Genomic DNA, 13,251 nt, shown 5'->3' on the forward strand with positions numbered 1-13,251 from the left:
GTTCTCTTTCCTGAAAAGGTTAGTTGATGTAGGCATTAAGCTTGAGATTGATCCATGGCGTTCTAGAGCGAGCATCAATGGACTTTTTGATGATGTTAAATCCTGTAATGGTAGCAGGTGCAATGCTCTCCTGTTCGACTATTTGCTGCAAGATCGCACTATCATCGGCAGCTTGTTGCGGTGATAATCGGAGTTGAATGATTTTTTGCATGTGTCAGGTTTTTATCCTGAAAGGAGACTGCAAAGAAAAGAAGAAAATTAGATATATTCTTTTAAAAAAGGGGGCAATTACCCCTATTAATTTCAGGGTGTGCTCTGACTCAGGTTGACGTATACAATTTTGTATTTACTCGAGTTCCCCGGGCGTCGATACTTGCGATTTAAAAACAATCCCGCAGCCCCCACACCGGTGGCAATGGCTACATTGCGTGTATTACGTTTGTCAAACAGCGGGTCGTGTTTTTGTACCAGTCCGTTAAAAATGTTCAGAAAATCATAGCCAAATCCCCCAATAGCCGCGAACCTCCCCAAGGTAGCTAAATAATGATCGCGGTAACTGATTTTAGGAACCAGGATGGTTTTGATATTCTTATAATGCATACCTAGGGTATACGTCGTTATGGTATCATAACTGGTAGTGCCGAAGATATTAGTATAGGCGTGCAGTGTGTAATAACGAAGGAAAATGCTATCGTTGGCAATTCGGTCTATTAGGGCGTCATAGCGCCGCCCATCGTGTGTGATTAAAGATATTTCAATACCGGCGTAATAGTTTTTTACAGGAACACCATTCTTTTTTCGTACAGAAATAAAGTCGGGTACCTGAGCATTTGCTCCAAGAAAGATGGTAAATGAAAAGAAAATGAAAAGCAGCCTTAGCATTTGGGGCTAAAGTTAAATGATTCGGCCAATCGGTTTTGGCCGAAAATTGTTAAAGCATTAAGAAAATTCTAAAGGCCCATCCTTTCTTTAAATTCTGGGTTCAGATATGTCGCTAGTTCCGAAAAAGGAATCCATACATTGATCTCGCCGGCGGCATAAGGGGCGATCTCGTAAGGGTTATATATAAAGCCTAGACCTTTGGGTCCAAAATAAAAATTGTCATTCGGAGCCAGATGCTTGACGAAAAGGCTTTGATCTAGAGAAGTACGCGGACGCAGGTGGTACCGCTTTCTATAATATTTGTCCAGCAGATTTTGTATGGCAACCGAATCTACTTTCATGATATCGCTGAGCTGTAGTTTTTTCTGATTTTTTATGTCAAAGCAATACATGGTAGTGGCATAGTCGCCATGTGCTCCCCCGGTATAGGAGTAGTTGTACACGTTAAGAATTATATATCCATTATTATTATGAACCACATTACTGGTGGTGATATACTCTCGGTTGAGGAAATAATGGGGCATATTATCGTCTACGGTTACACCCACAAGACTGCTGTCAACATCTTTACTGTAATTGTTTTTTAAATCATTTACGATAGCTTGAGCTGTCTGCGGCAGATTAAGCGAAGCATATTTTTTATCCCCATTGTCCAATATTTTTTTCAATTCGTTATTGAACCAGGTGGCAGACGGATCATTGTCGGTAGCCATTACCACAGTTATCGTTGATTTTAGAATGGGAGTGTCTTTGGGGAATTTCAGGTATGCTGCAGAGTCCGAATAGCTCAATGCTCTTATACGAAGGGTACCATCTGTCTGACTTTCTCGCAATTTTATAGGGTAGGTGGTTTTATTATCGCCACTTTTCCATATGCCGGTAATTTCGTTTTCTGCGAGATAGAGGGCAATTTTGGGTGACAACCCGTTTCCGTTATCAGTGTTTTCAATGAGGTAAAGGCTATCTGCTCCTTCTTCATCCCAGTCTTTATATAAAAAGATTGGTGTGCCATAATCAGTGTAGTAATAGTTGGCATCCACCATGTCATTATGTTTTAGTAAATGCATTACTACAGGTTTGCCCGCAATAGTACCTTCCAACGTCCTGTAAAAGAACTTTGCGGATAAGTTGTCTTCTTCAGTAATAACCGTTGTTGTATCTGTTGGGTTAGTAGCGGTAGCATCTTCTTTAGTTTTAGTATCCTGATTTTTGCAGGAAATAAAGCCAAAGATTACCGCAGCGAAAAGAAGGAGGCGTGTAAACATATCTTGTTGCAATATATCGTTATAAAATATGGAAGCTTAGTGCTTTACTAACAAAATTAAGCAGTACTTAGTTAATTTTATTTTCTTTGTTGGTTTAATCTTTTCAGATTTTGAACAGAGTTTTCAACAATATGTTTAGGAAAAGTAGGAGCGTCGGGCTGGGGCTGGCGTTATTGCTATCTGTTTTTAACAGTGCGGCACAGGATATGACATTCGATACCATAAAACCCCTAAGCGAGGTGGTGGTACGAGCATTTGGGCAGAAGAGAAACCTTGCAACAGGGTTGATTTCTGTAGTAGGGAACACATCCTTATCCAATAAGATGTCTCTTCTTTCCGAAATTAACACTATTCCCGGAATGCGTATGGAAGAGCGTTCTCCGGGAAGTTATCGTATCAATATTCGGGGTAGCTCGCTGCGTTCTCCTTTCGGGGTGCGGAATGTGAAAGTGTATTGGAATGGCATTCCCTTAACTGATCCCGGAGGTAATACTTACTTCAATCAATTGGCCTATAATAATTTTTCATCAATTGAGGTATTTAAAGGTCCTGCTTCCAGCATGTATGGTGTTGGAACAGGAGGTCTATTGCTGATTGAAAATGCCATCTCACCTCACACAGAAGCTTCTGTGGAGTATATTGGTGGCAGCTACGGGTTACATTCTGTTCTTGCTACAGGAAATATTGCAGGGGATAAGTTTTCAACAAAATTAACTTATGCTCATAATGAAAGTAAAGGATATCGAGAGCAGTCTGCAGTGCAGCGGGATAATCTGTCATGGATGGGTAGATGGCATATTACAGAAAAACAAGCATTGACGGCAGCTTTGCTGTATACCGATATGTATTATCAAACTCCCGGAGCGCTTACCTTACAGGAATATCAGAAGAATCCTCGGGCGGCAAGGCCTGCAGCCGGCATATTCCCCTCCGCGGTGGAGGCAAAGGCGGCCATCTGGCAAAAAAATCTTACTGGTGGTATAACCTATGTTCATCACTTTGCTCAGAATATCACTAATCAAACTACAGTATATGGTTCCTACAATCATATTAAAAATAGTGCAGTGAGGAACTATGAAAGACGTATCGAACCGCATTTCGGAGGAAGAACACAGTTTACGTTTGAAGCACCGTTAGCCTCAGATAACAGGCTAAGAGTAGATGCCGGAGCTGAATGGCAAAAGGGCGATTATAGCATTCGAGTAAATGGAAATAATAAAGGCGTTCCCGATACACTTCAGACCGATGATGAAGTAAGTACTACCATATATAGTCTGTTTGCCCAGGTTGTCTATACCACTATGTCCAACTGGACTTATACCCTAGGTGCTAGTTATAATAAGGCCAAAGTGGGGTTTACACGCTTGAATGAGGAACCTGTACTACAACAGCCGTTTGCTTTCAGTAACGAAGTAGCGCCCCGTATCTCGGTTTCGAAAAAATGGGATAATAGGTTGACTATTCTAGGTTCGGTTGCAAAAGGATATGCTTCTCCAACTATAGCGGAGCTCTTGCCTTCAACAGGAATCATCAATACGGCATTAAAAGCAGAAGAAGGATGGAATTATGAACTAACGGCGGAGAAATATCTTTGGAATGAATTGAGATTACAGGCTACGGGTTTTTATTTTGACATGAAAAACGGGCTGGTACAACAGCGCGATGAATCCGGGGCCGATTATTTTGTGAATGCCGGACAAATACGGCAGCGTGGCGTAGAGCTGTTTGCTGATTATGTATTGCGACAGGAGAGATGGAAATGGTTGAATCGTGCAGTATTTACTGCGGGATATACTTATAGCTATTTTAAATATGGAACTTTTCTTAAGGAGGGTAATGATTATTCCGGCAAACAACTTCCCGGAGTACCACGTAGCTCAGTAACACTAGCTGCCGATATGGCTATGGCGAATAGGTTTAGTCTCAATGCTACTTATTATGGGGCCTCTAAAATATTTGTCAATGATGCGAATACGGCTGTCGCCAACCCTTATCATTTATTAGGCGTTAAGTTAGGTTATCAACTAGTAATTGATAAGTTAAATATTAAGCTATACTTAGGAGGTGATAACCTCTTGAATGAAAATTATAGCTTAGGAAATGACATTAACGGGGCAGGAGGGAGATATTATAACGCCGCTCCCCGTAGAAATATGTACGTAGGAACAGCGATTAGTTATCGGAAATAAGCCCATTTTATTTAAATACGACGGTAGCCAAATTGGCAGCCTCGTAAGCCATTTTTATATTGTAGTCCATGGTGAGCTTTTTGATGTTCACCAGGTCGACAATAGTGCCAATAAAGCAGAGACCTGCGGTAAAGAAGTATAAGATACCCAGTCCGATATCACCAGTGATAATTCTGTGAATACCGGCTACGCCTACAAAACCGAGTAATGCAAAAACCAGCATCAGTGTGCGATCTTTCCTTTTACCCTGGTAGATTACCAGAAAAGTTTGTTGTTGCTGCTCGGTCATATTTTCCGTAAGGTGCAGGAGCGCTGCCATTTCCTCATATTCTATATCAGGAAACATTCTTAGTATTTGTTGCTGGTCCATAATGAGTGGTTTTGTTGATTGTATAAATAGATTTACAACTCTGGTAGAAGAGAATCAATGTTGCCGGTATTCCCAAGATGTGTTCCTGAAACGACTTTTCAAATTCAAAGTGCAGTGCGTAATGAATAGCATGCCCTAATCCACAACCCGGGCACCAAGTGATTCCCATATTTTTCAGAAGACAGAGCGAAGTATCATTTACATTCATTACGCCCAATAATATAAGGGCGCCGTTCCAAATAATGACTTCACTGTATTTTCTGAAAAACTGTAACATTGATTTGTTTAGATTTCGTAATGTAAAATTACAGCTCACAGCTCCCCCTACATAATACGCATCGGTAAACGGGTGTAAAAAGACGGTAAAGCCGGTTGAATCCCAAGGTTAAATACGTAAATATTACTTGCGCATCGCCCATTTTAGCATTTCCTTCCAGGTAGGTTTTTTACCATACATGAGGATACCCGTGCGGTAAATTTTACCCGCAAACCATACCATGAATAAAAATGATGCCACCAATAATGTCATGCTCAGCGCAAGCTGTCCGTAAGTAACGGTTCCCGGAATTCCATAAGCCACTCTGGCCATCATTACAATAGGAGAGGTAAAAGGAATGATACTCGCCCAAACAGCTATAGGGCTAGTGGGGTCATTCATCGCTATGGTCAGCAGAAAAATGGCAAATATGATGATTAGTGTAATCGGAAATGAGAGTGACTGCGCTTCACGTACATCTTCGTTAATTGCACTACCGATAGCTGCATACAATGAGGAATAGAAGAAAAAGCCTCCCAAAAAATAGAATGCAAACAGGAACAATAGCAAGGGCATATTAAAGCTGGTAAAGAACTTCTGCACACTTGCAACAGCTCCGGCCAGCTCCGAACTCGTATTGCCTGCAATTTTAGTAGCATTAAACACTACTAAAGCAAATACAATCCATAGTAGAAACTGGGTAAGTGCTACCAGTGCAATTCCTACTATTTTCCCCAGCATGAGCTGAAAAGGCTTTACTGAGGATACCATTACTTCGGCAATTCTATTGGTTTTTTCTTCCATTACTCCCATCATTACCTGTGAGCCATATATGAGCAGTATAAAGTACACCAGAAAGCCTGCTGCATATCCTATGATCATTGCATAAGTTCCGTCTGCACTTTTGTCCTGCTGGTTTTCTGCAAGTACTATAAGCTTGCTTCCTGTGAGTGCTACACGTTTTTCTTGGTCAATTCCTAGTTCCTCGTACTTGATATCGTTCCATATATTGTTAAGCTTGGACTGTACTCCGGCAATTAATCCCAGTGTTCTGTTGGATTTCACTACGATGGTTTGGGGAGTGGCAGCAATCATAATGTCTTGGGGAATTACAGCATATGCATCGTATCCTCTGCTTTCAAAATCGTTGGCGAGTTGGGCTACATCTGTTGTTTCCAGAATGAGCGTATTCGATTTGTCCTCTGCATTTACTTTATCTATTTTTTGTTGGGTGAACTTGCCCGAAGAGTCTACCAATGCAATCTTCAATTTGGAAGAGGCTTTTTGCCCGATATAAGCAGTGCCAAATACCAACCCGAGATACAGCAGTGGAAAAAGTAAGGTGGAAATAATAAAGGATTTTTTTCTTATTCGGGTGAAATATTCTCGTTGTATGATTAAAAATGTTTTGCTCATATGTTAGTTTCAATTAGAAAGATTAATTAACGTTCTGGAATTGGCGTGATACAGGGGTGTCTTTAACTAGACTGATGAAAATATCATTCAGGCTAGGCAATATTTCCTTAAAAGCATTGATTTGGGCACCTTGTTGTATCAAATACTGCAAAATTGTATTATTTGTTACGCCATCACGTTTTTGAACAACGATGGATTGAGCGTCCTGTTCTTTAATTTCAAATATGGTGCTGTCTGCAATGATAGAAATATCATTCTCAAAAGCAATCTTGTAGATATGTTGTTTGAAATCATTTTTCACCTGCTGTACTGTGCCGTCAAGAATTTTTTTCCCCTGATTGACTAGCACAATATGGTCACAAATTTCTTCCACTTGCTCCATCCTATGGGTGCTAAATATTATTGTAGCGCCATTTTGGGCCAAATTATATATTTCGTCTTTTATGAGATTGCTGTTTACCGGATCCAGTCCGCTGAAAGGCTCGTCCAGTATAATGAGCTTAGGATTATGTAGGATAGTGGTGACAAACTGCAGTTTTTGTTGCATACCTTTTGAGAGGTCTTCTACTTTCTTGTACCACCAACTTCCCATCTCGAACTTATCGAACCAAACTTTTATTTTTTCGAGCGCATCCTTTTTGCTAAGTCCTTTGAGTTGTGCCAGATAAAGGGCATGCTCGCCTATTTTCATTTTTTTGTACAACCCTCTTTCTTCGGGCATATATCCTATATGCACAATGTCGTGTGCAGGGTTGAACGGTTGTCCGTCAAAGAGAATAGTGCCGCTATCTGGGTAAAAGATACCGGTAATCATTCTGATAAGCGTAGTTTTTCCGGCACCGTTGGGTCCCAGTAATCCAAAAATCTGTCCTTTTTCAATACTGAGGCTGATATCGTCTACAGCTTTTTGTGTAGCAAAATGTTTTATAAGGTTCCGAACTTCGAGTAGCGGCATATGCTAGGATTTAGTATTATAAACAAAGATAAAGTGTGTATATAACTTTTTTGCAGTTTTAATGTAAATCCAGAGTTTTGTTTCACAATTTAGTTAACCGGGAATGGAACTAATCCTTTTTTCTCCCAAATTTGCAGGATTATTTTGAGAGATTATGCGTAATAAAAACTACTTTCTTTTTTCCCTTATCCTTATTGGTATTGTATTGATAACCTCGGCATGGGGTTTTTTGGTGCATCGAACTATCGCCCAACTGGCCATCTATCAATTGCCCAAAGCCATGCAGCCTTTTTTCTATGTGCATAAAGATTCTTTGGTGTACGGTGCTCCGCGTCCGGACGTAAGGCGTACGCAGGATAGTACAGAGGGAAGTAAGCATTATATGGATATGGAGCGTTTCGGAGATATTCCTTTCCCTGAGGTGCCCAGAGATTTTCAGGAAGCTATAGCAAAATACAGCCTTGATACGCTTAACAAATACGGTACGCTGCCTTACGTAATAGAGGCGTATCTGGAAAAACTGACCCAAGCGTTCCGTTCCCAAAAACCCGATAGTATTGTGTTTTATGCGGCTGACTTGAGTCATTATATTGCAGATGCGCATGTACCGCTACATACTTCCATTAACTATGATGGTCAGCTTACCGGACAGCATGGTATTCACGATTTATGGGAAACCACTGTGCCTGAAGCAGTGATCACAAGTTATAACCTGAGTACGCGTCATAAAGCCAGATATATTGCTGATCCCAAGGACGAAATATGGAAGATTATTCAGCATACGTTTTCTCTACTTCCCGAAATGTTCGAAAAAGAGCGTGAAGTGTCCAAAAACTTTACCGATTCTACCAAGTATAGATGGGAGTTCCGTTGGGGTAAAAATCGCAGATTCTATACAGAAGCATTTGCTCGAGAGTACTCTAAGGCGTTAAAATCTTCCATCAATGACCAGTTGATAGCGTCTTCCAATGCTGTGGCCGATTTCTGGTATACGGCTTGGGTAAATGCCGGTAAACCTAATCTTAATAAATTGATAGAGGAGGGTTATAATAAGCGAAGCCTGAAGCAAGAGAAAAAGGCTTTCAAAAAAAATGAGCTAATGGAAAAGAAAATCCTTATTGCCACCCAAAGGATGACTAAAGATTAATAACCCTAACGTATAATAAACCTAATGACCCGTATCGGCCTGATATCGGATACGCACGGATTTTTGGATGAACAGGTGCTTTATCATTTCGAGCACTGTGATGAAATATGGCATGCGGGCGATTTCGGCAATATTGAGATCGCTGAGAAACTGCGGGCCTTAAAACCATTGCGAGGTGTTTATGGCAATATTGACGGAAGGGATATTAGAAACGAATTTTCGGAAGTGGCGCTTTTTAAAATTGAAAAGGTAAGGGTGATGATCAAACATATTGGAGGCTATCCGCCCCGGTATAACCCCGAAACCCGCAAACAGCTTCTCCTCGAAAAGCCGCAATTATTTATCAGCGGCCACTCGCATATTCTTAAGATAATGTACGACGACGCCTTGCAGTGTCTACATATGAATCCTGGCGCTGCGGGCAAGCACGGTTGGCACAAAGTAAGGACTCTCATCTGTTTTACGATAGATGGGAGTGATTTTAAAGATTGTCAGGTGATAGAATTAGGCCCCCGCTAAATCGGAAATTAGAACCAGCCCCGACCTTGTCCTATCTCTCTAAACGGCCAAGGAATAACGGCCAACATAATTATCAGTGCAATAACATAGAACAACACTGTTTTACGGTGTTTTTGTCTATCTGATATATTCTTTTTGGCATAAGAACGACCGATGTGCACTAATACAATGGCAATAAGCATTCCCGTAATATGCTCAACCGCGAAAAAACGGTATACTGGAGCCTTCATAATATCAGCCATGGGCATTTGTTGAAATAGCTTCAGCCCGAATCTGCCGGTAAACCATTGAATGAGTCCCACCAGAAAATTAAGGTCGCAAAGTGTAGTCAGTACTAGTCCTGCTGTGGCGTGGCTTTTAGTAAATGGTTTATTACCTGCACCTAGGCTTTTGAAAATAGCTATCAAAAAGAATAGCAAAATTGCCCAACGTAAAAAGCTGTGTAAATGAAGAAGGCCGGTTTGCATAGTACTCAGTAATTTGTTGAATTGCGAAAATAGGTATTTGTACGCAATTTCTTTTGATAGAAAGCGTTTACTTTGCAGCCAGTAAACCTTATTGTATGGCAATTATCGCTCCGTCTTTATTAGCTGCTAATTTTCTGAATCTGCAGGCAGAATGTGATATTGTAAACGCCAGTGAGGCAGACTGGTTACATTTTGATGTAATGGATGGCCAGTTTGTACCCAACATCAGTTTTGGACCGATGGTACTAGAGTTTGTGCGAAAAGTTGTCAAAAAAACCTGCGATGTGCACCTGATGATTGAAGATCCGGCGCGTTACGCCGAAGTATTCAAAAAGGCAGGAGCAGATCATCTTACGATTCATATTGAGGCATGTCCCAGACTGCATCAGGATATTACATATATCAAATCGCTAGGTATGAAGGCTGGTGTGGCTGTAAATCCGCACACGCCGGTTTCTATGCTAAGCGACATTTTGCATGAAATCAGTATCGTGAATTTAATGAGTGTAAATCCCGGATTTGGTGGGCAGCAGTTTATACCCTACACACTGGAGAAGATTCGGCAGTTGAAGCAAATGATTACAGAGCGCGGATTGGATGTTCTCATTGAAATTGACGGGGGTGTAACCCTTGAAAATGCTAAGGAAATACTCGATGCCGGTGCGGATGTGCTAGTGGCTGGAAGTACTGTGTTTAAGGCGAAGGACCCTGTAGCTACCATAGCTCAGTTAAAGACCTTATAATACTTGCCCTATCATGAACAATCAGCCCGATGGATTGTTACAATAGCTCAACACTGTAACGGAAGTAATACCCTATTTTGCAGTTAGGTATCAAAGCTCCATATTTTCTCAACATTTTTTTGAAAAAAAAGTATTCACAGGTGTTGAAAAGATAAATTTTATTCTTGTATTTTTTAAGATATATTTGGAATAGAAGCGCCGGAATACGTACCCTATGCACAATAGCAGCAAAAATGTTTCCGGCAAGGTAGTGTAAACATAAATCGTAAAAGCATTGACAGAAGTAATCATTAATCTCGATACCGTTAACCCGCTAGATTTCTTTGGGGTTAACAACGCCAAGCTTGATATCCTTAAGAAAAAGTTCCCGTTGCTAAAAATACTCTCACGTGGTACGCAGTTAAAACTAAGTGGTGCACCCGAGCAAATTCAAGCTGCTAAGGAAAAAATCAATCTGGTTATTGCCTATTTGGAAAGAAATGGCAGCATGAGCAACAACTATTTCGATCAGATATTAGGCGGTGATGACACGGAAGTTATCGACAACTTTATTGAGCGAAACCCTAACGAAGTGCTGGTATTCGGCCCTAATGGTAAGAGTGTTCGTGCCCGAACCTCCAATCAGAAAAAACTGGTTCAGGAAGCGGAAAAGAACGATATTCTTTTCGTGATTGGCCCTGCCGGTACCGGTAAAACGTATACAGCTGTAGCTCTGGCCGTTCGGGCTTTGAAGAATAAGCAGGTAAAGAAAATTATTCTTACGCGTCCAGCTGTAGAAGCCGGTGAAAGCCTTGGATTTCTACCCGGTGATCTTAAGGAAAAAATCGACCCGTATTTAAGACCTTTATATGATGCGTTGGACGACATGATTCCGGCTGATAAGTTAGGGTATTTCATGAGCACCCGTGCTATAGAAATTGCGCCCCTGGCTTATATGCGTGGTCGCACACTGGATAATGCCTTCATCATTCTGGATGAGGCACAAAATGCTACCGATTTGCAACTTAAAATGTTTCTGACACGCATCGGGGCTAATGCAAAAGCCATCATCACCGGCGATATGACGCAGGTAGATTTGCCCAAAAATCAACGGAGTGGATTAAAAACGGCCACCCGCATCTTGCGAAATATTCCGGGGATCGGATATATTGAGTTGGACGAAGATGACGTAGTAAGACACCGTTTAGTGAAGGCTATTATCAAAGCTTATAACGATGAGCATGAGCGTACTACGCAGGAAAAAGAAAAATATTCCAAAGATTAAAGGTATATTGCAAATACTTCAAAAGGGCGTTCGTAATTGCGGATGCCTTTTTCTTTTTTGTTTGATAGCCTGCAAATCTTCTGATAGAGAGGTTGCACAGAAAATAGCAGCAGCCAAATTGTTAATTAAAAGCGGGGATATTATTGTGCGGAATGGAAGAGACGGTGTGAGTCGCGTAGCTCGAAGTTTTAATCGAAGGGATAAAACCTATTCACATTGCGGGATTTTGCAGGTGGAAAACGACTCCGTTTTTGTATATCATGCAATAGGAGGGGGCTATAATCGCAGTCAGGCCTTATTACGCGAACCCATAGAAAAGTTTTGTCTCCCGAAAGAAGCCGATAAATTTGCAGTATTCAGATACCCTTTGAACGATGAACAAGTTAATGCTCTTACAACTGTAGTGAAAAAACACTATGCTCACAAGCTGTTGTTCGACTGGTATTTTAATTTTGATACAGATGATAGAATGTATTGCAGCGAATTTGTTTTTAAATGCATGAATGGGGTGTTGAAAAATGAACTGCAAGGATTTTTGCCCCAAGAGCAGGATCCGGTATACGTGAGTATTGACGATTTATACCTGAATGATATGGCAATACTGATATTTGAAGCACAATTTTAAAATAATCCTAAACAGAATTTCAAAACACATACTTACATTTGTTTGTGTGAATCTGGGTATTTCGGTCTATGGGCCATTAACTATAATCTATTATTGATGAAAAAACTGGTATCTTTTCTATATAGTATTACGATGCTTCTTTGGTTAGCTGCTTGTAATAGTGGGGCTGTTATTCACGATCCTAATGAGGTATTGCCTTTGTTTTTTGAAAAGCTGGCAAAAAAAGATATAGATGGTGCAGCGCAATATGTTACCAACGATAGCAAGGCTACTCTAGAAATGATAAAAAAAGGTCTAGAAATTGCTGAAAGAATGAAAGACTCACTACCGGATAATGATCCTACTGAAGATTTCAGGGATGTAGTAATGGAGCCAGCGAGGATTATGGGGGACTCGGCATTTATTAAGGTAAGACATAAAAAGAAGGATGTACCACCCACCGATTTTAAACTTATAAAGCAAAAAGATGGATGGAAGGTAGATTTTTCTATGAGTACCCTTATGCGTATGGGATCGCAAAGCCTGCAGCACCCAGAGGAGGTTGTACCGGATATTTCAGAGATGGATATAGAGAGAATGCAGCAGGAGAGAGAAAAGGCTGATAGTATCCTTAGAAATGTGGATCCCAAAGTGCTTGAAGAAATTCAGAAAAATTTAGAACAACTGAAATAAAACATAATGACAAAACAATTGTTGCTATTCATAACTGTATGGGGCCTTTTGGTAGGGGTATCATGCAATAGTGGATCATCGCAGGATGAGGCCGACAGCGATCTGGATGCTGCCAGAAATTTCTTAGAAGCTTCTCTGAAAGGCAGATACGATCGAGCTGCAGATTTTATGCTGCGCGATTCCATCAATAACCAGCAACTGGATGCCGTATCGCGTATACAGCTTTCGTCCGAGGAACGGCAGGGGCTGTGGGATGCTAGTATTCATATTCATAACAGGCAGTTGCTGAACGATTCTACCAGCATTATCGTTTATTCGAACTCCTTTCATAAAGACAATAGAGATACTCTTAAAGTAGTGCGTAAGGACGGAAAGTGGCTGGTTGATTTTAAATATCTTTTTGAGTCCAAAGAAGGAGCTTTTGAAAACTAGTATATTTGCACATAAAATATAAATTATAACACTTTCATTTCCTATTGCT

The 13,251-nt window shown here is 40.7% G+C and carries 16 protein-coding genes; 8 read left to right on the forward strand and 8 right to left on the reverse strand.

From position 1 onward, the window contains the following. Positions 1-19: 19 nt before the first annotated feature. From V2H41_RS04165 to V2H41_RS04175, 3 genes are all read right to left on the reverse strand, one after another. Entirely contained in the window at positions 20-211 is a 192-nt protein-coding gene (locus tag V2H41_RS04165) for a hypothetical protein (protein ID WP_330973870.1), read from the reverse strand. Positions 212-303: 92 nt separating this feature from the next. Continuing rightward, positions 304-882: a hypothetical protein gene (locus tag V2H41_RS04170; RefSeq protein WP_330973871.1), complete on the reverse strand. Its 579-nt coding sequence runs from the start codon at positions 880-882 to the stop codon at positions 304-306. A 68-nt stretch (positions 883-950) separates the two neighbouring features. Beyond that, positions 951-2,147, reverse strand: a complete 1,197-nt coding sequence (locus V2H41_RS04175) for a DUF3298 and DUF4163 domain-containing protein (RefSeq protein ID WP_330973872.1) — start codon at positions 2,145-2,147, stop codon at positions 951-953. Between the two features lie 131 nt (positions 2,148-2,278). Here V2H41_RS04175 and V2H41_RS04180 point away from each other — a divergent pair, with 131 nt between their 5' ends. Next, positions 2,279-4,336 (forward strand): TonB-dependent receptor, encoded by a 2,058-nt coding sequence (locus V2H41_RS04180; protein ID WP_330973873.1) that lies wholly within the window; start codon positions 2,279-2,281, stop codon positions 4,334-4,336. 7 nt (positions 4,337-4,343) lie between these two features. On the opposite strand, the gene V2H41_RS04185 is transcribed toward V2H41_RS04180, so the two are convergent. The 4 genes from V2H41_RS04185 to V2H41_RS04200 all read right to left on the reverse strand — a co-directional run bounded on the left by V2H41_RS04185 (position 4,344) and on the right by V2H41_RS04200 (position 7,333). After that, positions 4,344-4,706 carry a TM2 domain-containing protein gene (locus tag V2H41_RS04185; protein ID WP_330973874.1) on the reverse strand — a complete coding sequence of 121 codons (363 nt, stop codon included), beginning with the start codon at positions 4,704-4,706 and terminating at the stop codon, positions 4,344-4,346. After that, positions 4,672-4,983 (reverse strand): DUF2752 domain-containing protein, encoded by a 312-nt coding sequence (locus tag V2H41_RS04190; protein WP_330973875.1) that lies wholly within the window; start codon positions 4,981-4,983, stop codon positions 4,672-4,674. The genes V2H41_RS04185 and V2H41_RS04190 overlap by 35 nt, the downstream gene beginning before the upstream one ends. Before the next feature lie 123 nt (positions 4,984-5,106). Continuing rightward, positions 5,107-6,378, reverse strand: a complete 1,272-nt coding sequence (locus tag V2H41_RS04195) for an ABC transporter permease (protein WP_330973876.1) — start codon at positions 6,376-6,378, stop codon at positions 5,107-5,109. Positions 6,379-6,400: 22 nt separating this feature from the next. After that, positions 6,401-7,333: an ABC transporter ATP-binding protein gene (locus V2H41_RS04200; RefSeq protein ID WP_330973877.1), complete on the reverse strand. Its 933-nt coding sequence runs from the start codon at positions 7,331-7,333 to the stop codon at positions 6,401-6,403. A 154-nt stretch (positions 7,334-7,487) separates the two neighbouring features. Here V2H41_RS04200 and V2H41_RS04205 point away from each other — a divergent pair, with 154 nt between their 5' ends. Together V2H41_RS04205 and V2H41_RS04210 are read left to right on the forward strand one after the other, a co-directional pair. After that, positions 7,488-8,480: a zinc dependent phospholipase C family protein gene (locus tag V2H41_RS04205; RefSeq protein ID WP_330973878.1), complete on the forward strand. Its 993-nt coding sequence runs from the start codon at positions 7,488-7,490 to the stop codon at positions 8,478-8,480. A gap of 24 nt (positions 8,481-8,504) precedes the next feature. Next, complete coding sequence (locus tag V2H41_RS04210; RefSeq protein WP_330973879.1) at positions 8,505-8,999, forward strand: metallophosphoesterase family protein; 495 nt, start codon at positions 8,505-8,507, stop codon at positions 8,997-8,999. A gap of 8 nt (positions 9,000-9,007) precedes the next feature. On the opposite strand, the gene V2H41_RS04215 is transcribed toward V2H41_RS04210, so the two are convergent. Beyond that, positions 9,008-9,466 carry a hypothetical protein gene (locus V2H41_RS04215; RefSeq protein WP_330973880.1) on the reverse strand — a complete coding sequence of 153 codons (459 nt, stop codon included), beginning with the start codon at positions 9,464-9,466 and terminating at the stop codon, positions 9,008-9,010. 95 nt (positions 9,467-9,561) lie between these two features. Between V2H41_RS04215 and rpe the strand changes: the two genes are divergently transcribed. From rpe to V2H41_RS04240, 5 genes are all read left to right on the forward strand, one after another. Next, positions 9,562-10,209 (forward strand): ribulose-phosphate 3-epimerase, encoded by a 648-nt coding sequence (gene rpe, locus V2H41_RS04220; RefSeq protein ID WP_330973881.1) that lies wholly within the window; start codon positions 9,562-9,564, stop codon positions 10,207-10,209. Between the two features lie 274 nt (positions 10,210-10,483). Beyond that, entirely contained in the window at positions 10,484-11,473 is a 990-nt protein-coding gene (locus V2H41_RS04225) for a PhoH family protein (RefSeq protein WP_330973882.1), read from the forward strand. Between the two features lie 61 nt (positions 11,474-11,534). Further along, positions 11,535-12,098: a YiiX/YebB-like N1pC/P60 family cysteine hydrolase gene (locus V2H41_RS04230; protein WP_330973883.1), complete on the forward strand. Its 564-nt coding sequence runs from the start codon at positions 11,535-11,537 to the stop codon at positions 12,096-12,098. Positions 12,099-12,194: 96 nt separating this feature from the next. Continuing rightward, positions 12,195-12,770, forward strand: coding sequence for a nuclear transport factor 2 family protein (locus V2H41_RS04235; RefSeq protein ID WP_330973884.1), 576 nt, complete (start codon positions 12,195-12,197; stop codon positions 12,768-12,770). 6 nt (positions 12,771-12,776) lie between these two features. Continuing rightward, positions 12,777-13,202, forward strand: coding sequence for a hypothetical protein (locus tag V2H41_RS04240; protein WP_330973885.1), 426 nt, complete (start codon positions 12,777-12,779; stop codon positions 13,200-13,202). Positions 13,203-13,251 lie beyond the last annotated feature (49 nt).

This window comes from Niabella digestorum (genome assembly GCF_036409055.1).
Lineage (GTDB): Bacteria > Bacteroidota > Bacteroidia > Chitinophagales > Chitinophagaceae > Niabella > Niabella composti.